This is a genomic window from Ruegeria sp. CJ6 (assembly GCF_056536665.1).
The window spans coordinates 80,271-103,142 of sequence record NZ_JBQFQB010000009.1 but is presented as its reverse complement, the minus strand read 5'-3'; the positions used below and the strand labels follow the sequence as shown (position 1 = coordinate 103,142).

General features: G+C 58.6%; 30 protein-coding genes. 13 read left to right on the top strand and 17 right to left on the bottom strand.

Annotation, left to right across the window (positions count from 1 at the left end):
• Nucleotides 1-38 precede the first annotated feature (38 nt).
• From ACR0BT_RS20045 to ACR0BT_RS20035, 3 genes are all read left to right on the top strand, one after another.
• Nucleotides 39-1,637, top strand: a complete 1,599-nt coding sequence (locus ACR0BT_RS20045; RefSeq protein WP_170513460.1) for a phosphoenolpyruvate carboxykinase — start codon at nt 39-41, stop codon at nt 1,635-1,637.
• 322 nt (nt 1,638-1,959) lie between these two features.
• Nucleotides 1,960-2,250: a hypothetical protein gene (locus tag ACR0BT_RS20040; protein ID WP_170392600.1), complete on the top strand. Its 291-nt coding sequence runs from the start codon at nt 1,960-1,962 to the stop codon at nt 2,248-2,250.
• 32 nt (nt 2,251-2,282) lie between these two features.
• Nucleotides 2,283-2,825 carry a hypothetical protein gene (locus tag ACR0BT_RS20035; protein ID WP_255611805.1) on the top strand — a complete coding sequence of 181 codons (543 nt, stop codon included), beginning with the start codon at nt 2,283-2,285 and terminating at the stop codon, nt 2,823-2,825.
• Here the strand turns inward: ACR0BT_RS20035 and ACR0BT_RS20030 are convergent.
• The gene (locus ACR0BT_RS20030; protein WP_170662871.1) at nt 2,822-3,586 is read right to left on the bottom strand and encodes a sulfite exporter TauE/SafE family protein; all 765 of its coding nucleotides are present in this window, start codon (nt 3,584-3,586) and stop codon (nt 2,822-2,824) included. The genes ACR0BT_RS20035 and ACR0BT_RS20030 overlap by 4 nt on opposite strands.
• A 144-nt stretch (nt 3,587-3,730) precedes the next feature.
• On the opposite strand from ACR0BT_RS20030, the gene ACR0BT_RS20025 reads away from it, so the two are divergent.
• The 3 genes from ACR0BT_RS20025 (at nt 3,731) to ACR0BT_RS20015 (ending at nt 6,587) form a co-directional block, all read left to right on the top strand.
• Nucleotides 3,731-5,422 (top strand): acyl-CoA dehydrogenase family protein, encoded by a 1,692-nt coding sequence (locus tag ACR0BT_RS20025; RefSeq protein WP_170733743.1) that lies wholly within the window; start codon nt 3,731-3,733, stop codon nt 5,420-5,422.
• 217 nt (nt 5,423-5,639) lie between these two features.
• Nucleotides 5,640-6,182 (top strand): hypothetical protein, encoded by a 543-nt coding sequence (locus ACR0BT_RS20020; protein ID WP_170402284.1) that lies wholly within the window; start codon nt 5,640-5,642, stop codon nt 6,180-6,182.
• A 12-nt stretch (nt 6,183-6,194) separates the two neighbouring features.
• Nucleotides 6,195-6,587: an META domain-containing protein gene (locus ACR0BT_RS20015; RefSeq protein WP_480752271.1), complete on the top strand. Its 393-nt coding sequence runs from the start codon at nt 6,195-6,197 to the stop codon at nt 6,585-6,587.
• Here ACR0BT_RS20015 and recO read toward each other — a convergent pair.
• Nucleotides 6,571-7,296, bottom strand: a complete 726-nt coding sequence (gene recO / locus ACR0BT_RS20010; RefSeq protein WP_170662876.1) for a DNA repair protein RecO — start codon at nt 7,294-7,296, stop codon at nt 6,571-6,573. The two genes, ACR0BT_RS20015 and recO, sit on opposite strands and share 17 nt — an antisense overlap.
• 168 nt (nt 7,297-7,464) lie before the next feature.
• On the opposite strand from recO, the gene ACR0BT_RS20005 reads away from it, so the two are divergent.
• The gene (locus ACR0BT_RS20005; RefSeq protein WP_170402289.1) at nt 7,465-7,854 is read left to right on the top strand and encodes a VOC family protein; all 390 of its coding nucleotides are present in this window, start codon (nt 7,465-7,467) and stop codon (nt 7,852-7,854) included.
• 9 nt (nt 7,855-7,863) lie between these two features.
• Here ACR0BT_RS20005 and ACR0BT_RS20000 read toward each other — a convergent pair whose 3' ends face one another.
• The 15 genes from ACR0BT_RS20000 to folK all read right to left on the bottom strand — a co-directional run bounded on the left by ACR0BT_RS20000 (nt 7,864) and on the right by folK (nt 18,895).
• On the bottom strand, nt 7,864-8,187 hold the full coding sequence (locus tag ACR0BT_RS20000; RefSeq protein ID WP_170392607.1) for a SemiSWEET transporter: 324 nt from the start codon (nt 8,185-8,187) through the stop codon (nt 7,864-7,866).
• Nucleotides 8,188-8,297: 110 nt separating this feature from the next.
• Entirely contained in the window at nt 8,298-8,627 is a 330-nt protein-coding gene (locus tag ACR0BT_RS19995) for a DUF1491 family protein (protein ID WP_170402292.1), read from the bottom strand.
• A 55-nt stretch (nt 8,628-8,682) separates the two neighbouring features.
• A complete protein-coding gene (gene era / locus ACR0BT_RS19990; protein WP_170392609.1) occupies nt 8,683-9,591 on the bottom strand; it encodes a GTPase Era in 909 nt (302 codons plus the stop codon).
• A 168-nt stretch (nt 9,592-9,759) separates the two neighbouring features.
• Nucleotides 9,760-10,272, bottom strand: coding sequence for an N-acetyltransferase family protein (locus tag ACR0BT_RS19985; protein ID WP_480763911.1), 513 nt, complete (start codon nt 10,270-10,272; stop codon nt 9,760-9,762).
• 19 nt (nt 10,273-10,291) lie between these two features.
• Entirely contained in the window at nt 10,292-10,969 is a 678-nt protein-coding gene (rnc, locus tag ACR0BT_RS19980) for a ribonuclease III (RefSeq protein WP_170392611.1), read from the bottom strand.
• Nucleotides 10,966-11,805, bottom strand: coding sequence for a signal peptidase I (lepB, locus tag ACR0BT_RS19975; protein WP_170802262.1), 840 nt, complete (start codon nt 11,803-11,805; stop codon nt 10,966-10,968). The genes rnc and lepB overlap by 4 nt, the downstream gene beginning before the upstream one ends.
• 59 nt (nt 11,806-11,864) lie before the next feature.
• Nucleotides 11,865-12,284: a holo-ACP synthase gene (gene acpS, locus ACR0BT_RS19970; protein WP_170392613.1), complete on the bottom strand. Its 420-nt coding sequence runs from the start codon at nt 12,282-12,284 to the stop codon at nt 11,865-11,867.
• A gap of 1 nt (nt 12,285) precedes the next feature.
• Complete coding sequence (locus ACR0BT_RS19965) at nt 12,286-13,263, bottom strand: NADPH:quinone reductase (RefSeq protein WP_170402304.1); 978 nt, start codon at nt 13,261-13,263, stop codon at nt 12,286-12,288.
• Nucleotides 13,264-13,290: 27 nt separating this feature from the next.
• On the bottom strand, nt 13,291-13,617 hold the full coding sequence (locus ACR0BT_RS19960) for a Dabb family protein (RefSeq protein ID WP_480763910.1): 327 nt from the start codon (nt 13,615-13,617) through the stop codon (nt 13,291-13,293).
• A 16-nt stretch (nt 13,618-13,633) separates the two neighbouring features.
• On the bottom strand, nt 13,634-14,257 hold the full coding sequence (locus ACR0BT_RS19955; protein ID WP_170425202.1) for a LysE family translocator: 624 nt from the start codon (nt 14,255-14,257) through the stop codon (nt 13,634-13,636).
• The gene (locus ACR0BT_RS19950) at nt 14,254-15,000 is read right to left on the bottom strand and encodes a pyridoxine 5'-phosphate synthase (RefSeq protein ID WP_170392617.1); all 747 of its coding nucleotides are present in this window, start codon (nt 14,998-15,000) and stop codon (nt 14,254-14,256) included. The genes ACR0BT_RS19955 and ACR0BT_RS19950 overlap by 4 nt, the downstream gene beginning before the upstream one ends.
• Nucleotides 14,993-15,691 (bottom strand): DUF2062 domain-containing protein, encoded by a 699-nt coding sequence (locus ACR0BT_RS19945; RefSeq protein ID WP_170392618.1) that lies wholly within the window; start codon nt 15,689-15,691, stop codon nt 14,993-14,995. The genes ACR0BT_RS19950 and ACR0BT_RS19945 overlap by 8 nt, the downstream gene beginning before the upstream one ends.
• Before the next feature lie 16 nt (nt 15,692-15,707).
• Nucleotides 15,708-17,840, bottom strand: a complete 2,133-nt coding sequence (locus ACR0BT_RS19940) for a RelA/SpoT family protein (protein WP_170392619.1) — start codon at nt 17,838-17,840, stop codon at nt 15,708-15,710.
• A 25-nt stretch (nt 17,841-17,865) separates the two neighbouring features.
• Nucleotides 17,866-18,219: a DNA-directed RNA polymerase subunit omega gene (gene rpoZ / locus ACR0BT_RS19935; protein ID WP_010437681.1), complete on the bottom strand. Its 354-nt coding sequence runs from the start codon at nt 18,217-18,219 to the stop codon at nt 17,866-17,868.
• A gap of 94 nt (nt 18,220-18,313) precedes the next feature.
• Complete coding sequence (gene folK / locus ACR0BT_RS19930; protein ID WP_170818862.1) at nt 18,314-18,895, bottom strand: 2-amino-4-hydroxy-6-hydroxymethyldihydropteridine diphosphokinase; 582 nt, start codon at nt 18,893-18,895, stop codon at nt 18,314-18,316.
• A 126-nt stretch (nt 18,896-19,021) separates the two neighbouring features.
• Here folK and ACR0BT_RS19925 point away from each other — a divergent pair, with 126 nt between their 5' ends.
• The 6 genes from ACR0BT_RS19925 (at nt 19,022) to ACR0BT_RS19900 (ending at nt 22,863) form a co-directional block, all read left to right on the top strand.
• Nucleotides 19,022-19,597, top strand: a complete 576-nt coding sequence (locus tag ACR0BT_RS19925; RefSeq protein ID WP_039541714.1) for a LabA-like NYN domain-containing protein — start codon at nt 19,022-19,024, stop codon at nt 19,595-19,597.
• A 202-nt stretch (nt 19,598-19,799) separates the two neighbouring features.
• Entirely contained in the window at nt 19,800-20,750 is a 951-nt protein-coding gene (gene ispH / locus ACR0BT_RS19920) for a 4-hydroxy-3-methylbut-2-enyl diphosphate reductase (RefSeq protein WP_170392621.1), read from the top strand.
• Nucleotides 20,747-21,199: a DUF3429 domain-containing protein gene (locus ACR0BT_RS19915; protein WP_170392622.1), complete on the top strand. Its 453-nt coding sequence runs from the start codon at nt 20,747-20,749 to the stop codon at nt 21,197-21,199. The genes ispH and ACR0BT_RS19915 overlap by 4 nt, the downstream gene beginning before the upstream one ends.
• A complete protein-coding gene (locus ACR0BT_RS19910) occupies nt 21,196-21,783 on the top strand; it encodes a class I SAM-dependent methyltransferase (protein WP_480763908.1) in 588 nt (195 codons plus the stop codon). Before ACR0BT_RS19915 ends, ACR0BT_RS19910 begins: the two co-directional genes overlap by 4 nt.
• Complete coding sequence (rnhA, locus tag ACR0BT_RS19905) at nt 21,776-22,243, top strand: ribonuclease HI (RefSeq protein WP_170733738.1); 468 nt, start codon at nt 21,776-21,778, stop codon at nt 22,241-22,243. The genes ACR0BT_RS19910 and rnhA overlap by 8 nt, the downstream gene beginning before the upstream one ends.
• A complete protein-coding gene (locus tag ACR0BT_RS19900; protein WP_170392625.1) occupies nt 22,240-22,863 on the top strand; it encodes a trimeric intracellular cation channel family protein in 624 nt (207 codons plus the stop codon). The genes rnhA and ACR0BT_RS19900 overlap by 4 nt, the downstream gene beginning before the upstream one ends.
• The last annotated feature ends 9 nt before the right edge of the window (nt 22,864-22,872 follow it).

Here is a 22,872-nt window from a genome sequence, read left to right as displayed (position 1 = left end):
GGCCCAAGGCCCTCGCGCCGCCACAGGAGAAGACACACATGACATCTGGACGGGTTAACCCGCAATTCCGCCTCGAAGATCAGGGCATCGAGGGTCTGGGCAATGTCTATTACAACTTCATGGAACCGGCGCTGATCGAAGAAGCGCTGAAGCGCGGCGAAGGCACCCTTGGCAATGGCGGCGCCTTTCTGGTCACCACCGGCAAATTCACTGGCCGCTCGCCCAAGGACAAGCATGTCGTCAAGACAGACAGTGTTGCCGACAGCATCTGGTGGGAAAACAACGCCGCCATGAGCCCTGAAGGTTTTGACGCGCTCTATGAAGATATGCTGACCCATATGAAAGGCCGCGACTACTTCGTGCAGGACCTCGTGGGCGGGGCTGATCCCAGCTACTCGATCAATGTGCGCATGGTAACCGAGCTGGCGTGGCACAACCTGTTCATCCGCCACCTGCTGCGCCGCCCGGATCGTGAGGATCTGGATGATTTCACGGCTGACTTTACTATCATCAACTGTCCCAGCTTCCAGGCGGACCCCAAAAAGCATGGCTGCCGCAGCGAAACGGTGATTGCACTGAACTTTGATCGCAAGCTGATCCTGATCGGCGGCACCGAATACGCCGGCGAGAACAAGAAGTCCGTCTTCACCCTGCTGAACTACATGCTGCCCGAAAAAGGCGTGATGCCGATGCACTGCTCGGCTAACCACGCGGTAGGCAACCCGGTCGACACTGCCGTATTCTTCGGCCTTTCCGGCACCGGCAAGACCACCCTGTCCGCCGACCCGTCGCGCACCCTGATCGGTGATGACGAACACGGTTGGTCGGATCGAGGCACCTTCAACTTTGAAGGTGGTTGCTATGCCAAGACCATCAACCTGAACGCCGAGGCCGAACCAGAAATCTACGCCACCACCTCGAAATTTGGCACCGTGATCGAGAACATGGTTTTTGATCCCGAGACCAAAGAGCTGGATTTCAACGACGACTCTCTGACTGCGAATATGCGCTGCGCCTACCCGTTGGAATACATCTCCAACGCGTCGAAAACTGCATTGGGCGGGCATCCTAAGAACATCATCATGTTGACCTGCGATGCGTTCGGCGTTTTGCCTCCGATCGCTCGGTTGACGCCTGCGCAGGCGATGTATCACTTCCTTTCCGGCTTTACCTCGAAGGTCGCCGGGACCGAACGTGGCGTGACCGAACCGCAGCCCACCTTCTCGACCTGCTTTGGCGCGCCCTTTATGCCACGCCGCCCCGAGGCTTATGGCAACCTTCTACGCGATAAGATTGCTCAGCATGGTGCGACCTGCTGGTTGGTCAACACCGGCTGGACTGGAGGTGCCTACGGCGTGGGCAGCCGCATGCCAATCAAGGCCACCCGCGCGCTGCTGACGGCTGCGCTGGAAGGATCACTGACTGATGCGGAATTCCGCAAGGACGCCAATTTCGGCTTCGATGTGCCGGTCTCTGTCCCTGGTGTGCCCGAGGTCTTGCTGGATCCGCGCCGCACCTGGGACGATCAGGAAGCGTTCGACAAACAGGCGGAAAAGCTGGTGCACATGTTCGCGGAAAACTTCGAGCAGTACCTGCCCTTCATCGACGAAGACATCAAAGCTGTCGCGATCGGTTGATCGAATTCAGGGGCCATCATGGCCCCTGACCCACCAGAGCTTACGCTTCGGCACCTTGTGTGCACACAGACAAGTTCATTGCGATAACGTGCAACATGCGCTATCGCAATTTACCCAAGACGCTTCGAAGCCCGGCGTCCTTTGGCAGCGGCTTCTGTTAAATTTGAACATCGGGCGATCCGGGCTAACTTACTCACATCATGTCTCGGGCCGTTCAACAAGGTAATGATTATTTCTACACGGGGATGGGTGTCGGCGTGATGTGTTCAAAAGGTCAGCCTTTCGAACTGCCTCGGTCCGTCACGGAAACTATAGGCAAGTAATGACTGAAATCTCAAAACTCACCGAACTGCGCAAATTGATGCAAAGCATGGAGCGCACTCTTGGGCTGGAAGAACTCTCACCGGTCGAGCGCGACATCTACTATGCCGCCGAAGAACTGTCGAAAGATGATCGCGAAGTACGCACCTTTGGTCTGATCGAACACACGCTGGTCAAAAGCGTATCTCGCCCGACATTTTTCCGCGCGCTGAAGTCTCTGGTTCAAAAGGGTTATCTGTCGCAAAGCGGCAGCGCCAATCGCGGACGGTATCTGGTTCATGCGCCCAGGTGATCGCCACCCCAGATCTGTAATCGGCTGACCCCGTGCGCAGATGGGCCTCTGAAACATTCTATGCCTCTTTGGCCTATGTCGCTGCATCGTTCCTAACATTCCAGGTGCTGATGCCGCTTCAGAACGTGTTTTTTCCCGCATACCCCAGCTATGCCAGCTTATTGTTCCTGCCGCACGGCGTGCGGGTTCTGTCGGCTTGGTTGTTGGGATGGAGGGCGATATTCGCACTGTTGCCCGGCGTTGCCATCGTCTTTGCCCTTGTGGGCGGTTGGGATGTTCTTCTGCCCAGCAGATTGCTGGCGATCACTATCGCGGTCACCACAGTTCCAGCGGTTTTTTATGTCTGCAAGGCGTTGGGCTGGGATTTGTTTCCGCGCGTCGATCGGAAGCCATGCTGGCTGTGCGTGATGGGCGTTGGAATCATCACATCGGTATTGGTGTCCGTTCTCACCAACATGGCCTTCGGCAGCGCAACGGCCGAGTATATCGCCTATCTGATCGGTGATATCTCAGGTCTTTTCTTCCTAATGTTGGGCCTCTATTTCGCCTTTCGGTTTGCTGAAAGACGCAATTAACCCAAAAGACCCCTGCGCAGCAGGTTCAGCCCTGCAATCAGCAGTACAAGCAGAGTGAGTTTGCGGAACTGTGCCTGATCGATACGATCCTGCAGAAACTGACCGCCGCGCATTCCCAGCAAGGCAGGGATAATCAGCAGCGCTGAGAACACCGCTGTGTCAGTCCTTAGAATACCCGAACCCAGATGCGCCACAATAAGCGCCACAGCGCCCAGACCGTATATCACGCCCTGCACCCGCATCTGATCCTTCTTCGGTGTATTCAAGGCTGTCAGATAGGCCACGGTTGGTGGTCCCCACACGCCCGAGATGCCGCCGACAGCACCGGCCACCGCACCCACCATAGCCTCAACCCGCATTGAGGGCGCTTGCAGCGTCAGTTTCAGCCCCAGTAGTTGCATCAGAGCAAAGAACGAAACTGGTGCGCCTAAGATCAACAGAAATGCCTTGGGCGACAAGATGTTGATCAGTTGCGCGCTGGCCAATAGACAGACCAGTCCAACGCTCAGAAATACCTTGAACTTTCGAACTGACGCCACCGCCGCGGGTAAACCTTCCCGCAAGGCCTGCACCCCATTGGTCACCAGCGTGGGCAAGATTAGACCTGCCAGCGCCAGCTCAGGCGGCAGCATCATGCTAAGACCAGAAACAAGCACCATTGGCATGGCAAAACCGACCATGCCCTTGACCCAGCCCGCGACGAAGGCAACGACCAAAGCCAGACAGAAATCCTGCGGCGACATAAGTGAAAACAGTCCCATCGACCCTTCATACCAGTCCAAAAAATTTCTGCACTGCAAAAGTCACTAAGCAATTTTTGAACTTTTTATGGATGTTTTGCGTATTTTTGTTGCGCTGCATGTGCAGCATGATATGACCAGACAACCCAGCAGAGGACGTGATTCATGGCCCATGACGGACAGGATGTGACGAACATGACGCAGCCAGCGGTTTTGCCCGATCTTCTATCACTCAGCGCAGCAGCCCTGCCCGGCGTTCAAGCGGTATTCGATAAGGCGGTCGAATCGGTTCGCGCGCAGGTGACAAGCGAAGGTCGCATATCGGGCGCACTGATCGAGGCCAATCAGACAGCCGCACATGGGCTGGCTTGGCTGGCCACATACCACCAGTCGCTGCAGCAGATGCAGCGCTGGGCCGAGGCACTTCAGGCCGAGGGAAAATTCGGCGAGATGGAGCAGCTGTTGCATCAGATCGCCTTTGGGGAATACTTGCATCAGATCGCCGGTGGTATTCCGATGAACCAGGGCGAGGTTGTACGTTTGCAGGATCTTGGCCTTGGCTGGGATGCTCTGTCGGGATTCCAATGCAGCGAAGTGCAGACACTAATGGCGCAAGCCAACTCTCAGGCCGCGCGCACGCGTCTGGTTGAGTTGATGCAGGACCAGTCCGGTGCCACCATGTTTGGTGCGTCTGGTCTGGACGAAGAACTGGAGATGATCCGAGACCAGTTTCGCCGCTATGCCGTTGAAAAGGTTGAGCCTAATGCCCATGAATGGCACCTGAAGGACGAACTGATCCCAATCGAGATTATCGAGGAACTGGCCGAGATGGGCGTGTTCGGTCTGACCATCCCCGAAGAATTCGGCGGGTTCGGCCTATCCAAAGCCTCAATGTGTGTGGTCTCGGAAGAGCTTTCGCGCGGGTACATCGGCGTGGGTTCTCTGGGCACACGGTCCGAAATCGCCGCAGAACTGATCATCGCGGGCGGTACGGATGAACAAAAGGCCAACTGGCTGCCAAAACTGGCCAGCGCCGAGATCCTGCCAACCGCTGTTTTCACTGAACCCAATACCGGATCGGATTTGGGCAGCCTGCGTACGCGGGCCGTCAAGAGTGAAGATGGTAACTACAAAATAACAGGAAATAAAACATGGATCACACACGCGGCGCGCACCCATGTGATGACCTTGTTGGCGCGGACTAATCCCGACAGTACCGATCACCGTGGGCTGTCCATGTTCCTGGCTGAGAAGACACCTGGAACCGACGAGAACCCCTTCCCCACGCCCGGCATGACTGGTGGTGAGATTGAGGTGTTGGGTTATCGTGGCATGAAGGAATACGAGCTGGGATTTGACGGCTTCGAAGTGAAGGGCGAAAACCTGCTGGGCGGCGAAGAAGGCAAAGGTTTCAAGCAGTTAATGGAAACCTTCGAGTCTGCCCGCATCCAAACGGCTGCCCGCGCCATCGGCGTAGCGCAGAGTGCTTTGGACATTGCCATGCAATATGCACAAGACCGCAAGCAGTTCGGCAAATCTCTGATCAATTTCCCTCGCGTCTCGGGCAAGCTGGCGATGATGGCGGTCGAGATCATGATCGCGCGACAGCTAACTTATTATTCTGCTTGGGAAAAAGATCACGGTCAACGTTGCGACCTTGAGGCCGGAATGGCCAAGCTGCTGGGCGCTCGAGTTGCTTGGGCTGCGGCGGATAACGGGCTGCAGATTCATGGCGGCAACGGTTTCGCTCTGGAATACAAAATTAGCCGCGTGCTTTGTGACGCGCGCATCCTAAATATCTTTGAAGGCGCCGCAGAAATACAGGCGCAAGTCATCGCGCGTCGATTGCTGGGCTGACGCCCGAAGCGACGCGGTTTCCCCAACTGAACCCGGCCTTGCGCCGGGTTTTCTTTTTTCTTCCGTGTTGTACGGATCTTAAGGCCTATTTCTTCCGAGTTGTACAACTCGGTTTCAGGGCTTAATGGGCGAAACTTCCCCCTCGGATCGAGCGCAGAAATCGGGTAAAGGGCGTCAACCAAACCCAGCGCCCAAGCTGGCCAGAGGAGAATCGAGCGTGAAGATCATCATCGCAGTTTTGGCCACCTGCATGGCCCTTGCCGGATGCGCCATGGCACCAAACACCGGGCCCGATGATGTGGACCAGTTGGCACAAGCGATCCAGCAGCTTGACCCCAAGGTTGACCCTGCCGAGGCGCGGCGTGCAGCCGAGATATCTTATGCCTATTCCAATCAACTGAAACAGGACTGGAACGTGACCGATCCAGCCATCATCCACAACGCAAAGGTCATCAACGGATTTCGCGAAAAAGGTCTGTGCAATGATTGGGCGCAGGCCATGACCACGCGTTTGAAGCAAGAGAACTTTCGCACGCTGGACCTGCACTGGGCCACGTCGCCTCCAACTGCGTTCCGGATCATCCACCATTCGGCTCTGATCAGCGCTAAGGGAGATTCAATGTATGAAGGCATCATCCTTGACCCGTGGCGCAACAGCGGGGTGCTTTACTGGGATCAGGTGCGCGAGGACACCAAATACAACTGGCGCCCCCGCCTTGAAGTGCGCGAAGAGTTAATCAGCGGTGTGAACCCCTACTGACAGGATATTGCGATGTTACGTCTGGCCTTGTTCCTGCCCCTTTTGACCCTGTTCCAATGCGACAAGGATGAGACTGTCGCCGCCTATGGCGCAGCGGATCAGACATGGGCTTTGCAAGAGATCGACGGGCAGCCTTTTGAGGCCAGCGCCCTTTTGCGATTCCCCGAAGAGGGTCGGATTGAGGGCAATGCCCCGTGCAACACCTATTCAGGTACACTGAATGCACCCTACCCGTGGTTTGAGATCACCGATCTTGCCGCCACCCGCGCGGCTTGCGCCGGGCTTGAAGCCGAGGGGTTTTATTTCGCCGCACTGATGGCGATGACCCAGTCCGAGGTGTCCGGCGATGTGCTGATCCTGCGCAATGAAGACGGGCACGAGATGGTGTTCAAAGCCGCCGAGTAAACTGCGCCACAAATCGCGCGCGTGCGTCCGGCAAAGGCGTATGACCCAGCGACGGAGCCAGATGGTTTTCCAGAAAATACCCGGTCGTGCGCAAGGCTTCAGCAATCTCGGTATCCGGAGCCGCGCCTTCGCCGCGCAGGCAGGGGGGCAAAGGCAGCAGCTTATCGGCCCAGTCCCCTGCCCCCGCCGCACTGACCGCGCGGCCGGTTTTCGGAGAGACATAGACCAACCCCTCGGTCGCCCCTGTCACTGCGCAGGCCGAAAGATCCAAGCCAAAGCCCAGCTCTTCCAGCAGCGCCAGTTCCCAGCGCAGATAGGCCAGTGGCCAGACCTCATCCTGACCCAGCAGGTCCATCAACTGTTCTGTTTGCTGATAGATCTCCGGATGAGGCTCGCGTTCGGGCAGGCAAAAGGACAGCAGCGCCACCACCGCATTTAATCCGGCGAGCGCCAGCCGCCCAGAAAACGCCGCTGCAGCGCGCGAACGCAGGGGTTCGACCTGAAAGGTGCCAAGATGTTCTTCGAGCCGCGCGCGCCAAAGCACGTCCAGTTGCGCGCCGGGTTGCAGGATCGGGGCGATCTTGCGGCTGGTGCCACCGCGCACAATTCCGGCGTGACGACCATGGGCTTCGGTAAAGACCTCGATGATCGCCGCTGTCTCACCATGACGGCGAGAAGTCAGAAGAATGCCGTGATCACGCCAGTCCAAGTTTGGCCTCGTCAGGTCACCAGATATATACGCAGGAAATCTTATGGCCGTTGCAGGTTCAAGATGGAAACGCGTTAGGTTGACCCTGTGGAACACCAAAAACACGTTGCGTGACATCTGTTCACGCAATAGTGTTCACTTTATGTTCTGCACGGAGGAATTTAAGAAATGTCACTTAACTATGTCATGATCGGTTCAAATGATGTCGTCAAAGCGCGAAGCTTTTACGATGCGGTTGTGCCCAAAATCGGCGGCAAGGTTATTGCTGAATATATGCCCCACGCTGTTTGTTACGAGCTGCGGGGCGGTGGGTCCATGTGGGTCGCGACGCCCTTTGACAAAGAGGCCGCGACGGTTGGAAACGGCAACATGGTTGGCTTGCTTTGCGAAAGTGAAGCGGAAGTTCGCGAGGTGCATGCCGAGGCTCTTGCCAATGGCGGAACAAATGAAGGTGACCCCGGAGATCGACCTCAATATGGCCCGAACTTCTACGGCGCTTATGCGCGCGATCCTGATGGCAACAAGATGAGCTTTGTCTATTTTAGCGATGCAGGCTGATCGCGCGCCCTAGAACGTCATACCTGCGTGAATCAGAATGCCGATAACCATCAGCAGGTTCAGCACCATTGAGATACCGTTGCCCACATAGATGGGCAACTTGCCCACCACCAGCCCATAGGCGAACCACAAAAACGACAGCCCAGCATACAGAGACCAGGACAGCAGCGACTGTCCGGTCGCGTGTTCGGAGTGGGTGAAATAAAGCTTAATCAGTTGTGGAAGCGTGGCGAAGGGGCCAACGACGCCGATGAAGACCATGAACCCCTCGAACCGCTGCATCCAGTGACCGAGATTTGAGTTTTCCAGTTTCTGGGCAAGCGTTTCAGCCACTCAACCCCCTCCTGTTCCTGCGGCCCCCGGAAGATTGGGCCGTTTCGTTCAGCCGGTTGCAAAGCAAAATAGTCGCTTTGCGCCGTACGTCCAAGATCATTTGGCGCGGGTTAGTCCAGACCTTCTTCACCCAGCAGGTGCCTGCCTTGGCGGTCTTCCACCTCGATCACCCAAAGGTCGGGGTCAAAACTGCGTTGGCGGGTGATGGCGGCATCTACGTCTGCCTCTTCGCCGGATGAGAGCTCCACCCATTTGCGCTCGCCGCTCATCAGATCAAAACTGCGCTGAAAGGCTGCGGCCCGCCCGTTGAGTGTGTTGAGTTTGATAAGCACCGCCCCAGCGGTGTCATCCCCATGCGCCACAACAAAAGCCGGTATTTCCTGAAACCGCAGCCGCGCCAGATAGGCATGCACCCAGAATTCAGCTGTCAGCCGGGTCATGGTTCTGACCTTTCCGTAGGGGTTGAGAATTTTCGACGAAAATTCTTGGCCCGGGTCATGCGTTGCCGTCTTTGAAATCCAGACCCATTTCCGAGTAGCGCTCGGACTCCTCCAGCCAGTTTGGCCGGACTTTCACCTGCAAGAACAGGTGAATCTTGCGGTCCAAAAACTCTTCCAGCTCGGCACGCGCCGCCTGACTGACGGCCTTTATGGTCTCACCACGTTTGCCCAGCACGATCCCTTTGTGGCCATCACGCATGACATAGATGACCTGATCGATCTTGGCCGAGCCGTCCTTGCGCTCTTCCCAGTTCTCGGTTTCGACGGTCAGCTGGTAAGGCAATTCCTGATGCAGGCGCAGGGTCAGTTTCTCGCGCGTCATCTCAGCCGCGATCATGCGCAGAGGCAGATCCGCAATCTGGTCTTCTGGATAGAGCCACGGGCCTTCGGGCAGTTCCGAGGCCAGCCATTTGCGCAAATCGTCGACACCGTGGCCTTTTTCGGCCGAGATCATGAAGGTCTCGGCAAAGGGATAACGCGCATTCAGGTCACTGGTCAGCGCCAGCAGCTTTTCCGAGGGCACCTTGTCGATCTTGTTGATCGCAAGTGCGATGGTGCGGCCCTGCCCGATCTCTTCCAGGCCTTCGAGGATGCGCTCGACACCTTCGGTGATACCGCGATGCGCCTCGATCATCAGCACGACCACATCCGCATCCGCAGCCCCGCCCCAAGCGGCGGCGACCATGGCACGGTCCAGACGGCGGCGTGGTTTGAAGAGGCCCGGCGTGTCGACAAAGACCAGTTGCGCATCGCCCTCCATCGCCACGCCACGGATGCGAGCACGGGTGGTTTGCACCTTATGCGTCACGATCGAGACCTTGGCCCCGACCATGCGGTTCAGAAGGGTGGATTTGCCTGCGTTGGGCTCTCCGATCAGGGCGATAAATCCGGCGCGTGTGCTCATGTGTCCTGCGATCCTGTTTGCAAGTGCGCACCCCTATAGCAGAATGCGCGGACGGGCCAGAGGGATTTGTCGCATTGCGGATATCAGTGAGCGAAGGCCAGTCTGCGGCCCATAGGGCGACGCTGCCCGGTCGGCCGGTGCCGGCATTGGCCGGGCTTGATCGCGCGATCAGGTTGTAGTGTTCAACGCCAGAACTTGGTTCGGATAGGCTTGGTCCCCGATCCGAAAATCTGTGACTCCGACCTGCCGGAACCCTTTGGCTAGATAGAAGTCGATTGCGGGCGTGTTCTCGGAATTGGTTGTCAGCCAAATCGACGGGCGCCCTTTTTCACGCATGTAGTCAATCGCGATGTCGAGCAGCGCTGAGCCGATGCCTTTACCTTGATGGCGGTGCTGGACATAGAACGTCACGATTTCTAGGTCAGAAAGCCCGTCCACGGGTGCGATGCGATTTTCTGCAAGCCGAATATAGCCGTCGATCCCCTCTTCGTTTTCAGAGACCATCAAAAGGTCTTGGCCGTCCTCCAATATGGCTTCGAACCGGGCGGTCGTGAACTCGGACAGAGCGAACTCGGCAAAGAAGGCGTTCACACCACGCTTTAGATATGTTCCGATCCAGACCTCAATCGACAGGGCCGCGAGGCTGGCGGCGTCGGTTTTTTGGGCGGGTCTGATTTTCATGATCTGGCTGCGCAGAGGATCAAGACAACTGTTCCAACAACGCCTTTGCCGCTGCCTGTTCGGCCTGTCGCTTGGAGCCTGCGGTGGCCTGAGCTTCGGTACCATTCTGCAGACGAGCGGCGATCGTGAAGATCGGGGCATGGTCAGGGCCGGTGCGTTTGACCTCGACATAGCTGGGCGGTTTCTGGCCGCGGGCCTGTGCCCATTCCTGCAGGGCGGTTTTTGCATCGCGGGCGTCGGCCTCGACCTTGTGGATGCGATCGCCCCAGAGGGCGAGGATCACGTCTCGGGCAGCCTCGAACCCTGCGTCGCGGTAGATGGCCGCGATGACCGCCTCCATCGCGTCGCCCAGCAAGGCCTGCTTGCGACGACCTCCGGACAGCATCTCGGACCGGCCCAGTTTCAGCACCGCACCCAGATCAATCTGGCGGGCCACATCGGCGCAGGCTTCCTTGCGCACCAGCGCGTTGAAACGGGGGGCCAGTTGGCCTTCGGAAGCTTTCTTGTCGGCCTCAAGCAAAGCAGTGGCCATGACGAGGCCCAGGACGCGGTCGCCCAGAAATTCAAGACGCTGATTGTCGGGGCGCGTGGCAGAAGACACCGAGCCGTGGGTCAGCGCGCGCACCAGCAGTTCAGGGTCGGAAAACTCATACCCCAAGCGCTGCTGGAACGCCTTTATCTCAGCCGATAGCTTCAATTGACCGCCTTGAAGAAACGATCACCGCGCCATGTCCAGAAGAACAGCATGGACCGGCCAGCGGAGGAGAACATAATCCGGTCGGCGCGACCGATCAGGTTTTCGTACGGCACAAAGCCAACGCCTCCGGCGGATTGCGGCAGACGGCTGTCGGCCGAGTTGTCGCGGTTGTCGCCCATGAAGAAATAGTGGCCCTCGGGTACAGTATAGACCCCGGTATTGTCCGATCCCTGATTGCCGATGTTCAGCACGTCGTAGGACACGCCATTTGGCAGGGTCTCGATCAGGCGGTTCTTTTCGCAAACACCGCCGATCCCGACGGGACCGTTGGAACAACGCGGGCGCAGGCCTTGTGGACCCTGCGGTTCAGCAACTTCGGTGAACACACCGTCGGGTTGCTGCGGCACAGGAGTGTCGTTGAGGATGATTTGACCTTCACGAATCTGGATACGATCACCCGGCAGACCGATCAGTCGCTTGATATAGTCGCGCCCTGTCACCGGATGGCGGAAGACGATGACATCGCCGCGCTCGGGATCGCCACCCAGCAGACGGGAGTTGTCATCACCCTGCATCCAACCGCACACATCCTCGGCATCGATGTTCAGGCCGACGCTGGGGATGATCAGGCTAGGGCAGGACGCGTAGGAATAGCCATAGGCCATCTTATTGACGAAGAGGAAATCACCGATCAGCAGCGTCTGCTTCATGGAGCCTGAGGGAATCCAGAACGGCTGAAAGAAAAGCGTGCGGAAAACGCCCGCGATCAGCAGGGCGTAGACGATAGTTTTGATCGTCTCCCAGACGGCGTTTCCGGATTTGGCTTCCTCGGCCATACTGCTCTCTCCAGTCTATGCGTGGTTGGGGTGCTACATGCGTGTCGGGTGGAGGCAAGTCAAGGCTGCGCGGGCGCTTCTTGAAGCGGGCGGGCCTCGATCACCACAAAGGCCTGCGCCCAGGGATGATCATCGGTCAGGGTGACGTGGATGATCGCCTCGTGGCCTTCGGGAGTCATTTCTTTCAGACGCTCTGCGGCCCAGCCGGTGACATGCATAACGGGCTGACCCGTGCGCAGGTTGGTCACCGCCATATCTTTCCAAGCGATCCCCATCCGCAGGCCGGTGCCTAACGCCTTCGAGCACGCCTCTTTCGCGGCCCAGCGTTTGGCGTAGGTGCCCGCAGTATCGGCGCGACGCTCAGCCTTGCGTTGTTCGGTTTCAGTGAAGACACGGTTACGGAAGCGGTCGCCGAACCGGTCGAGCGTGCCCTGAATGCGGTCAATATTAGCGAGGTCGGTGCCGATGCCGAGGATCATGTCAGACCTCCAACACAACGGTCCCGAGCTTTTGCCCCGCCTCGACCATTGCGTGTGCATTTGCCGCATCCATCAGCCCTCCGCCGGGGACGACGGCGTGCGACAGTGCGCCTTGTTCCAGCCACTGGCCCAACTGCGCCTCGCCACGACGGCGGGCCGCGGCGTCGAGTTGGTAGACGATCAGCATATGCAGGCGGATGTTCTTGAACATGAAGCCATAGAAATCCAGTTCGGGCTTCATTTGCGAAGCCGAGGCATAGCTGGCGATGGTGCCACCGGGGCGGATCATAGAAAGGGAAGCGGGTTGGTTGGCGGCGAAATCAACCTCGACAATGCGGTCTATGCCTGCGCCGTTGGTCATGTCCATCGCCGCCTCGGCCACGTCTTGCGTGCGGTAGTTGATCCATTCGGACGCGCCGGAATGGGCGGCTTTTTCATCTGAACTGACCGTTGTGATAACGCGTGCGCCGCCCAGTGCGGCCATCTGGCAGGCGTAGCGTCCGACCGTGCCTGCGCCGCCGGTCACAAGCACGGTCTGGTCAGTGATCGGTCCGTCACAATAGAGCGCGTACCATGCAGTCAAGGCGGGGATACCAAAACACGCGCCCTCGGCGAAGCCGGTCGTATCTGGAAGGAATACGGCCTGTTCGGAGGGGAGCGCGATGTATTCGGCCCCAGTGCCAAAAGCGCGTTGCCATTGGCCGTTCCAGATCCAGACACGTTCGCCGACGCGCGCGGGATCGACCCCTTCGCCTACGGCCTCAATCACTCCGGCCCCGTCCGAGTGGGGAACAACCATCGGGTATTGCATCACAGCGCCAGGGCGCGCGCCGCCGCGCAGCTTGACGTCTGAGGGGTTGATGCCGCTGGCATGGACCCGGACAAGAACGTCGCCTGGGCCGGGGTTGGGCGTGGGCAGGTCGACCAACTCAAGGACATCCGCCGCCGCACCAAATCCGCGATAGGTGATTGCTTTCATGACAGTCCCTCGTCTCCTATTGGTCAGCTATTGGTCAGCCGCGTCGGGCGTTTCCAGATCGAACACCAAGACGCCCTCGGCCCCATCCACGCACAGCGCGACAAGCCGTGCGCCAAGTTGCTGGTGGGTTTCGTCACTGGCATAGCGCTGTAGGTCGGCCTGAGCCGCGAAATCCAGTGTGAAGCCGTAGGGATAGCTTGGGGATTTTGCCTCAAAGTCGCGGTTGGGGCCGTGGATGAAGCCACCGCAGCCCGACAAACGGTCTGCGACCGCGCCCAGCCCATCCATCACAGCTGCAAGCTTTGCGGTGTCGTGATCGGGCTCGAGTCGCAGCATCACGCAATGTCGGATCATCCTTGCACCTCAGAGGTCATGACAGGCGCACCGTGAGGATCTTGTAGCTGGCCACGCCAAAGAAACCCGCGAAGGCAAAATCAAACCAGCGGCGGGCGCGGCGATAGGCGTTGACCATGCGCGCAGACGAAAACAGGAAGGCGTAGCCGATGAAGATCAGCAGTGAACCCGCATAGAGCATGGCGAAATAACCCAGCAGCATAGCAAGGCTGGCGTCATTTGGCGCAACGATGGCGTAGATCGAGCCCCAGCTGAGGATCGCCTTGGGGTTGGTCAGGTGGATCGCTGCACCCTTGGCAAATATCGTGCCCAATGAGCCGGTGACCGGATTGCCCAGCGCGACCTCATCCGAAGTCAGCGCGCGACGTAGCGCCTTGAGCGCCAGCCAGCCCAGATAAGCGACGCCGATATAGCGGATCACCTCGAACACCCAGACATTGGCCAGCATGATCGCCGACAGCCCCAGTGCGGCGGCGATGCCCCACGCGGCGGACCCGGCGCAGATGCCCAGCGCAAAGGCCAGACCGGCGGTGCGGCCTTCGTTCATCGCGGTTCCGGCGATGCCCATGGTGGCAGGGCCCGGAGAGCCCCCGGCCATGAGCCATGCAAACCAGATCGCCACAAAGCCGGGTGTGATCATGCTCGCGCCTCGTCCATCAGGCGGCGCATTTCGTGAACCGCAGGGGTGAGGCCGCGAAAGATGGCCTCGCCGATCAGGAAGTGGCCGATATTCAGCTCTCGCACTTCAGGGAAGGCCGCCACCGGTTGCACGGTGTCGTAAGTCAGCCCGTGACCCGCATGAACTTCAAGACCCAGCGAATGGGCATAGGCGGACATCTCGCGCAGGGCTTCCAGTTCGCGCGCGGCGTCGTCCAGTTTGCCTTCGGCGTGGAAATCGCAATAGGCACCGGTGTGCAGTTCGATCACCTCGGCCCCGATGCGGTGGGCGGCGTCGATCTGGCGCTGGTCGGCGGCGATAAAGATGGACACGCGGCAGCCCACATCGCGCAAGGGCGCAATGAAATGGGCCAGCTTATTTTCCTCGCGCGCGACTTCTAACCCGCCCTCGGTTGTGCGTTCCTCGCGCTTTTCGGGAACGATGCAGACAGCGTGCGGCTTGTGGCGCAGGGCGATTTTCTGCATCTCGTCCGTTGCGGCCATCTCGAAGTTCAGCGGCACCGACAGGATCTCCATCAACCCGTCGATATCGGCGTCCGAGATGTGGCGGCGATCTTCGCGCAGATGTGCTGTGATGCCGTCGGCCCCGGCCTCTTCCGCGATCCGGGCGGCGCGCAGTGGGTCGGGATAGGCCCCGCCGCGCGCATTCCGCACGGTAGCTACGTGGTCGATATTCACGCCCAGACGCAAACGGTTGTCAGACATCTTTCGAATCCTTCATTGTCCCTGAGGTCGAGCCTAGTGGTTTTGTCGGGGGAACGTCAGCCTCTGCCTGAGCAAGGCGTTTGATTTGTTCAAACTTCGCTTTGATTCTGGCGCGGCGGCGTTGCTGATAAGTACGGATAAGCGGCAGGCTAAGATAGGCGCAGATCACTCCGGCCACGATGCCTGGAATGACCCCGCCGATCATATAAGGAAAGAACACATCGTCATAGAACCGGCTAAGCCCGTGCCAGTCCGCCTCGCGATGGGTGAACATGGCGATGCAATTGTCCTTGAGATCGCCCATCGCATCCGCAAATTTCCCCATCAACCCATCGGTATCGTCTTTGCGGAACTTGGTCCCCAGCAGGAAATGCCCGGTTTGCAGGCTGATGACCGCGATCGGCACGTAGGTCAGGGGATTGCCAAAGAACGTGCCGCTGAGCGCGGCAAGAATGTTGCCGTTCAGCAGGCGCGCCAGCACAGCGGCGACCAGGAAATGCAAGCCATAAAAAGGCGTGAACGAGGCAAACACCCCTGCCCCGATGCCACGCGCGATGCGTTCCGGGCTGTCAGGCAGGCGCCGAACCCGATGTTTGACATAGTGAAAGGCACGGGTCCATCCGCCGCGCGGATAGACGAACTCTGACGCGACTTGGACAGGCGAGCGGCGATCTCGGCGCTTGAAAACCACTCGTGATCACCCCTTCTCAGCCAGCCGCAACGGCGGGTTTCGCACTTTCCCGGTACCGTTCGACCGCAGCAACGTCGCTTTCAGCCTCGAGCATCAGCATCAGCGAATGCAGCTGTTCAAGATCGCGAAGTTCGACATTGATCATCAGCCGATAAAAATCCGGTTTGCGGTCGACAAATTCGAGGTTCGAGATATTGGCCTTTTTCTCGCCGATCAATGTGCAAATACGCCCCAGCACCCCGGCATCATTGCCGATGGTCAAATCCAGCGTCGCGCCATAGACGGCGGGGTGGGTGCCCGAATGCCAGTGCAGATCAACCCAGCGCTCGGGTTCATTTTCAAACTCGGTCAGGCGATCGCAGTCGATGGCGTGCACGACAACACCCTTGCCGCGATATGTAATTCCGACGATGCGCTCGCCTGGCAGTGGCTGGCAACAGGGGGCACGATCGAATTTCTGGCCCGGTTCAAGCCCGATCACAGCACGACGGGGCGAGATCGCGTCGCCATCATCCTTGGTGAGTTCGGGATATACCGCTTCGACCACCTCATGGGCGGTCAACTCGGCACTGCCCAGACGGGCCAGCAACTCGTCCCGATCTTTTAAACGCAGGTGTTTTGCAGCGGTTTCCAGCGCCTTGTCGGTGGCTTTGCGGCCCAGGTTTTCGAACCCGGCGCGGGCCAGTTCCTTACCCAGCTTGATGAAGCGTTCCCGGTCGACCTCGCGCAAGGCGCGGCGGATCGAGGTGCGGGCTTTGCCGGTGACTGCGATCTCAAGCCAAGTGACCTGCGGGCTCTGGCCATCGGCGGTGATGATGTCCACCGACTGCCCGTTCTTGAGCCGGGTCCAAAGCGGCACACGAATGCCATCAACCTTGGCCCCCACGCAGGCATGACCAATGCGGGTATGGATTGCGTAAGCAAAATCAATCGGCGTCGCCCCACGCGGCAGTTTCACCACATCGCCCTTGGGGGTGAAGCAGAACACCTGGTCCGAATACATCTCGAGCTTCACAGCTTCGAGGAAATCCTCATGATCATCCTCACTGTCGAATTGCTCGGTCAGGTTTGCGATCCACTTTGCCGGGTCGACCGCAAAGGGGTTTTCGGACCGCACACCGTCGCGATAGGACCAGTGCGCTGCAACACCGGTTTCGGCCACGTCATGCATCTGGCGGGTGCGGATCTGAACCTCGACCCGTTTGCCGTCACGCCCCGAAACCGTTGTGTGGATCGAGCGATAACCGTTCGATTTCGGCTGGCTGATATAGTCCTTGAATCTCCCTGGCACCGCGCGCCAGCGCTGGTGGATGGCACCGAGTGTGCGATAGCAGTCTTCTTCGGTCTGGGTGATGATGCGGAACCCGTAGATGTCGGACAGACGTGAGAAACCCTGATCCTTTTCCTGCATCTTGCGCCAGATCGAATAGGGTTTCTTGGCGCGACCAAAGACTTCGGCTTCAATGCCCGCCTTTTCCAATTCGTGCCGCATGTCGCCGGTAATGCGATGGATCACGTCGCCGGTTTCGCGTTGCAGAGTGATAAAGCGGCGGATGATCGACTGGCGGCCTTCGGGGTTCAGGACGCGGAAGGCAAGGTCTTCAAGTTCCTCGCGCATCCATTGCATCCCCATCCGGCCCGCAAGCGGCGCGTAAATATCCATTGTCTCACGCGCTTTTTGCACCTGCTTTTCAGGGCGCATCGCCTTGATCGTGCGCATGTTGTGCAGGCGGTCGGCGAGTTTGACCAGAATAACCCGAAGGTCCTTGGACATGGCCATGAACAGCTTGCGGAAATTCTCGGCCTGTTTGGTCTCACGGCTGGACAGCTGCAGGTTGGTCAGCTTGGTGACGCCATCGACCAGCTTGGCGACCTCATCCCCGAACAGTTCGGTAACCTTGCCATAACTGGCTTTGGTGTCTTCGATCGTGTCGTGCAACAGGGCCGTTATAATGGTCGCATCATCCAGACGCTGTTCGGTCAGGATGGCGGCAACGGCAACGGGGTGCGAGAAATAGGGCTCGCCGGAATGGCGGAACTGGCCTTCATGCATCTGTTGGCCAAATTCATAGGCCCTTTCGATGCGGTCGGCATTTGTCTTGGGATTGTAATTGCGGACCAGCGCAATCAGGTCTTCTTCTGAAATCATCCGGTCCGCACCTTTGTCGCTTGGGTTACCCCTGGCCCTGGGCCTCCATCAGAGCGCGCAGGAGCTTTTCTTCCGACATGTCGTCATCCGCAGGCTTGTCAGATTCCGCACCCATCAGCAGGGCCATCTGATCTTCTTCGGGCTCATCAACCTCGATCTGGGTCTGGTTGGCTTCGATCAGACGCTCGCGCAGCTCATCAGCGCTTTGGGTTTCGTCGGCGATTTCGCGTAGCGAGACGACAGGGTTCTTGTCGTTATCGCGGTCAACGGTGATCGGGCCACCAGCAGAAATCTCGCGCGCCCGGTGGGCTGCAAGCATCACCAGTTCGAACCGGTTCGGGACCTTGTCTACACAATCTTCGACCGTAACGCGGGCCATGGGGCGCTCTCCGTAAATGAATCCGTGGCAGGAAGGGGTTTATCTAAGCGCGAATCCCCGCCTTGACAAGCAAGAAATGCCGCAAATGCGAGGATCACAGAGGCTTGACCTCTGCCACCTCATCGGGTGGCAAGGCTGCAACCATCTGCGTCACTGTCCGGTCCAGAACGGGATGGCGCCAATCGGGGGCGACATCCATCATGGGAACAAGCACAAAAGCGCGGTCCTGCAAGCGCGGATGGGGCAGGATTAGGTGTTCCGGCGCAGATTTGGTCTGATCTTCGGGGGGAAGGGTCAGCCAGCGCTGGTATTCGGCGTCATCCGGCAGCACAAGTTCATCCCAACAGACCAGATCGAGGTCCAGAGTGCGCATGCCCCAACGCTGTTCACGGGCGCGCTCAAAATCATGTTCGATGCGGTGCAGCAGGTCCAGAACACCCTGTGGCGTGAGGTCCGATTCGATCAAAACCGCTGCGTTGACATAGTCCGGCCCTGCCCCTGCCGGAAAGCATGGGGTGGCAAAAAACCGGCTTGTCTTGCGAATCACCAAGCCCGCCTCGGCCATCGCGATCAGCGACCGCTCAAGTGTCACCTTGGGCCCACAACCTCTCAGACTGAGATTTGCCCCTAGGGCAATGACCGCTTTTGACAAGGTTTTGTCCACTTCAGACCCCATATTCGGACCAGAGAATACTTGCGATAAAGCCTAAAACACCTATTTTAAGGACACCATTGCACTGACCTATTACTTTATCACTCACGGAGCTCACGGTGCGGTGGCTTATACCGGAAGGACCATTTTATGTTTTACAAGGACGAACGGCTAGCGCTGTTCATCGACGGCTCGAATCTTTATGCAGCCGCCAAAGCACTGGGGTTTGACATCGACTACAAGTTGCTGCGTCAGGAATTTATGCGCAGAGGCAAACTGCTTAGAGCTTTCTACTACACAGCGCTACTGGAAAATGACGAGTATTCCCCGATCCGGCCTCTGGTGGACTGGCTGCACTATAATGGCTTCACCATGGTCACCAAACCGGCCAAGGAATACACCGACAGCATGGGGCGTCGGAAGGTCAAGGGAAACATGGATATCGAGCTTACCGTCGATGCCATGGAACTGGCACCACGCGTTGATCATATCGTACTGTTTTCGGGCGATGGGGATTTCCGCCCGCTGATCGCAAGCCTGCAACGGCAGGGCGTACGTGTTTCCGTTGTTTCGACCATCCGTAGTCAGCCGCCGATGATTTCGGACGAACTGCGCCGCCAGGCCGATAACTTCATTGAGCTGGAAGACCTGCGCGACGTGATCGGCCGCCCTCCGCGCGAGATGCCGACTGAACCCCGCAGCGTCGCAGCTGCAGGCGGGCACTGACCCCACCAAACCCCACCACTCACCAATGGGGGTTGGCAAGAATATGCGCGGCCAGGGCCAGAAGCCCTGGCCGCGCGACTTTAAAGGTATAGGTGCTGAAAACACCCTTGTGCTAACAGCGATTCATGTCAGTGAAATGACGCAGTGCTGTCTGGACCATGGCAATGAAAAGACCTAGGTGTTCGGTCCAGGAGATCGCCGAATGACAAAGCCGCCGCTGACATTATATCTGGCCGCCCCGCGCGGGTTCTGCGCCGGAGTGGACCGTGCCATCAAGATTGTGGAAATGGCCCTTCAAAAATGGGGGGCGCCTGTCTATGTGCGCCATGAGATCGTTCACAACAAATTCGTCGTCGACGGTCTGCGCGCCAAGGGTGCCGTGTTTGTCGAGGAGCTGGACGAATGCCCTGATGATCGCCCCGTGATCTTCTCGGCCCACGGTGTGCCAAAATCGGTGCCCGCCACAGCAGCCCAGCGCGAGATGATATATGTCGACGCCACCTGCCCGCTTGTATCCAAGGTACATGTCGAGGCGCAGCGCCATGCGGATGCCGGGCTGCAGATGATCATGATCGGCCACAAGGGCCACCCCGAAACCATCGGCACCATGGGACAGCTGCCCGATGGCGAGGTGCTGCTGGTTGAAACGGTAGAAGATGTGGCGCAGGTCGCTGTGCGTAACCCCGAAAAGCTGGCCTTTGTCACCCAGACAACCCTATCGGTGGATGACACCAAGGACATTATTGCCGCGCTTGAGGCCCGCTTCCCCGCCATCGTCGGGCCGCACAAGGAAGACATTTGTTATGCCACCACCAACCGGCAGGAAGCGGTGAAAGCCGTCGCTCCGAAAGCCGATGCCTTGCTGGTGGTGGGTGCGCCGAACTCATCGAATTCACGTCGTCTGGTCGAGGTCGCCTCGCGCGCCGGATGCAGTTATGCGCAGCTGGTGCAGCGCGCGACCGAGATCGACTGGCGTGCGCTGGAAGGAATTTCCAGCATTGCGGTTAGCGCCGGGGCATCCGCGCCCGAGGTGCTGGTGAACGAGGTGATCGATGCATTCCGCGACCACTACGATGTCACCGTCGAGCTGGTCGAAACCGCTGTCGAGAATGTCGAGTTCAAAGTTCCCCGCGTATTGCGGGAACCAGCATGAGCGGCATCCCCCGCGCGCCGTTATTCCTTGGTTTGGCTGGGCTGATCCCGTTTGTCTGGGGCGCGCTGACTTATCTGAACGGTGATTTGAACGATTGGGGTCGGCAGACGCTGGGGTCGCGCTTCGTGGGGCCGTATATTCAGCTATTCTATGGCTCGGTGATCCTGAGTTTCATGTCGGGCGTGTTGTGGGGCTTCGCCACCAAAACCTCAGGCAGCAAAGCTGCGGCCTGTTACACCTTGTCGGTGTTGCCTGCACTTTGGGCATTTTTCACGACCGGCGGCGGTCCGGTGAATGCGGGCACCAACCTGATGTATGGGTTTGCGGGCTTGCTTTTGCTGGACGCCATGTTCTCATATTGGCGGTTGACCCCGGTCTGGTGGATGCGGCTGCGCGTCCTGCTAACCGCTGTCGTGCTGACCTGTCTTGCTGTGGGAGTTTACCTGTGAGTGATGAACGGACCATCAAGGCCTACACGGATCGCGTTGCGGATTACCTAAGGATCCCCCTGCCCGCCGAGCAGCTAGAGGCGCGTCAGGCTTTTGTAGATGCGGTCCGCGAGGGTGGATATGTGCTGGATCTGGGCTCGGGTCCCGGATCAGACAGCGCGTTTCTGATGCGGCAAGGGCTGAAGGTACGGGCGCTGGATGCAACCCCTGCCTTTGTTGAACATGCGCGGAGCAACGGTGTTGACGCCCACCTTGGCACCTTCGATGACGTCACAGAGGTAGCAGAGTATGACGGCGTCTATGCCAGTTTCTGCCTGCTGCACGCCCCGCGCGCCGATTTCCTGCGTCATCTGAACGCGATCCACACCGCACTGAAGCCGGGCGGGCAGCTGTTCCTGGGAATGAAGCTGGGCACGGGCGAGCATCGCGATGATTTGGACCGTTACTATACCTATTATTCAGAGGCCCAGATCAAGGACGCCCTGACCTCGGCAGGTTTCACCATTGATCGTTCCGTGCAGGGAATGGGGAAAGGTTTGGCCGGGTCTTACGACGGGTTCATTCTGGTATTCGCTCATGCCTGATCTCTTTGCCTATACCGATGGTGCCTGTTCCGGAAATCCCGGCCCCGGCGGCTGGGGCGTACTGCTGCGCGCGATGGATGGCGAGACCATCCTGAAAGAACGCGAGCTGAGCGGAGGCGAAGCCGAGACAACCAACAACCGGATGGAACTGCTGGCTGCAATCAGTGCTTTGGAGACGCTGGAGCGGCCCTCGAAACTGACTATCGTCACCGACAGCGCTTATGTGAAGAACGGCGTTACGGGATGGATTTTCGGGTGGAAGCGGAACGGCTGGAAGACGTCGAACAAGAAGCCGGTCAAAAATGTCGATCTGTGGCAGCGGCTGGATGAGGCGCAAGAGCGGCATCAGGTGACATGGGAATGGGTCAAGGGCCATGCGGGCCACCCGGAGAATGAAAAGGCCGACGAACTGGCGCGCGCCGGCATGGCCCCATTCAAACCTAAGAAGGCGCAGGCGTGAGCGGGCTTGCCCTGCTGGATTACGCCTCGGTTTTGGTCTTTGCGCTGACCGGTGCGCTGGTGGCCAGCCGAGCGCAGCTTGATCTGGTCGGGTTTGCCTTCATCGCCTGTCTGACGGCAGTGGGCGGTGGTACCGTACGCGACTTGCTGCTGGACCGACATCCGATCTTCTGGGTCGGTCAGCCCGCTTATATCCTGATCGCTTGCGGCGCTGCGGTGCTGGTATTTTTTACCGCTCATCTGGTCGAAAGCCGGTATAATTGGCTGGTCTGGTTGGACAGTTTCGCCCTGTCCATCGCGGTCGCTGCTGGCACGGGTGCGGCGTTGTCACTGGATCAATCCGGTATAATCGTAGTGCTGATGGGGGTGACCACGGGCTGTTTGGGCGGCTTGATGCGTGACGTGGTGTGCAACGAGGTGCCGCTGGTACTGAAACAGGGTGAGCTTTACGTATCCTGCGCCTTTATCGGAGCTTTGACCGCTGTGTTTGCCACTCGCCTCGGGCTGGAGGGCCTGCTGGCATTGGGCTTATGTGCATTGATTTGCTGGGCGTTGCGCGCCGGATCTCTGTTGTTCGGTTGGCAGTTGCCGGTTTACAAGGCCCGACCGCCTCGGCAATAGGATATAAAC

Excerpts from the sequence above, each read along its gene's own strand:
- ACR0BT_RS19940 (WP_170392619.1), bottom strand. The coding sequence starts at position 17,840 with ATGATTTCAGAAGAAGACCTGATTGCGCTGGTCCGCAATTACAATCCC.
- ACR0BT_RS19985 (WP_480763911.1), bottom strand. The coding sequence starts at position 10,272 with ATGAAAATCAGACCCGCCCAAAAAACCGACGCCGCCAGCCTCGCGGCC.
- ACR0BT_RS20030 (WP_170662871.1), bottom strand. The coding sequence starts at position 3,586 with ATGGGACTGTTTTCACTTATGTCGCCGCAGGATTTCTGTCTGGCTTTG.
- lepB (WP_170802262.1), bottom strand. The coding sequence starts at position 11,805 with ATGGCCGAGGAAGCCAAATCCGGAAACGCCGTCTGGGAGACGATCAAA.
- ACR0BT_RS19925 (WP_039541714.1), top strand. The coding sequence starts at position 19,022 with ATGTTTTACAAGGACGAACGGCTAGCGCTGTTCATCGACGGCTCGAAT.
- ACR0BT_RS19915 (WP_170392622.1), top strand. The coding sequence starts at position 20,747 with ATGAGCGGCATCCCCCGCGCGCCGTTATTCCTTGGTTTGGCTGGGCTG.
- ACR0BT_RS20045 (WP_170513460.1), top strand. The coding sequence starts at position 39 with ATGACATCTGGACGGGTTAACCCGCAATTCCGCCTCGAAGATCAGGGC.
- ACR0BT_RS19965 (WP_170402304.1), bottom strand. The coding sequence starts at position 13,263 with ATGAAAGCAATCACCTATCGCGGATTTGGTGCGGCGGCGGATGTCCTT.
- ispH (WP_170392621.1), top strand. The coding sequence starts at position 19,800 with ATGACAAAGCCGCCGCTGACATTATATCTGGCCGCCCCGCGCGGGTTC.
- ACR0BT_RS19950 (WP_170392617.1), bottom strand. The coding sequence starts at position 15,000 with ATGTCTGACAACCGTTTGCGTCTGGGCGTGAATATCGACCACGTAGCT.
- ACR0BT_RS19960 (WP_480763910.1), bottom strand. The coding sequence starts at position 13,617 with ATGATCCGACATTGCGTGATGCTGCGACTCGAGCCCGATCACGACACC.
- rpoZ (WP_010437681.1), bottom strand. The coding sequence starts at position 18,219 with ATGGCCCGCGTTACGGTCGAAGATTGTGTAGACAAGGTCCCGAACCGG.
- ACR0BT_RS20040 (WP_170392600.1), top strand. The coding sequence starts at position 1,960 with ATGACTGAAATCTCAAAACTCACCGAACTGCGCAAATTGATGCAAAGC.
- folK (WP_170818862.1), bottom strand. The coding sequence starts at position 18,895 with ATGGGGTCTGAAGTGGACAAAACCTTGTCAAAAGCGGTCATTGCCCTA.
- ACR0BT_RS19995 (WP_170402292.1), bottom strand. The coding sequence starts at position 8,627 with ATGACCCGGCTGACAGCTGAATTCTGGGTGCATGCCTATCTGGCGCGG.
- ACR0BT_RS20005 (WP_170402289.1), top strand. The coding sequence starts at position 7,465 with ATGTCACTTAACTATGTCATGATCGGTTCAAATGATGTCGTCAAAGCG.
- ACR0BT_RS20025 (WP_170733743.1), top strand. The coding sequence starts at position 3,731 with ATGGCCCATGACGGACAGGATGTGACGAACATGACGCAGCCAGCGGTT.
- ACR0BT_RS19955 (WP_170425202.1), bottom strand. The coding sequence starts at position 14,257 with ATGATCACACCCGGCTTTGTGGCGATCTGGTTTGCATGGCTCATGGCC.
- rnhA (WP_170733738.1), top strand. The coding sequence starts at position 21,776 with ATGCCTGATCTCTTTGCCTATACCGATGGTGCCTGTTCCGGAAATCCC.
- ACR0BT_RS20015 (WP_480752271.1), top strand. The coding sequence starts at position 6,195 with ATGTTACGTCTGGCCTTGTTCCTGCCCCTTTTGACCCTGTTCCAATGC.
- acpS (WP_170392613.1), bottom strand. The coding sequence starts at position 12,284 with ATGATCCTCGGCATCGGCACCGACCTCGCTAATATTGACCGCATTCAG.
- era (WP_170392609.1), bottom strand. The coding sequence starts at position 9,591 with ATGAGCACACGCGCCGGATTTATCGCCCTGATCGGAGAGCCCAACGCA.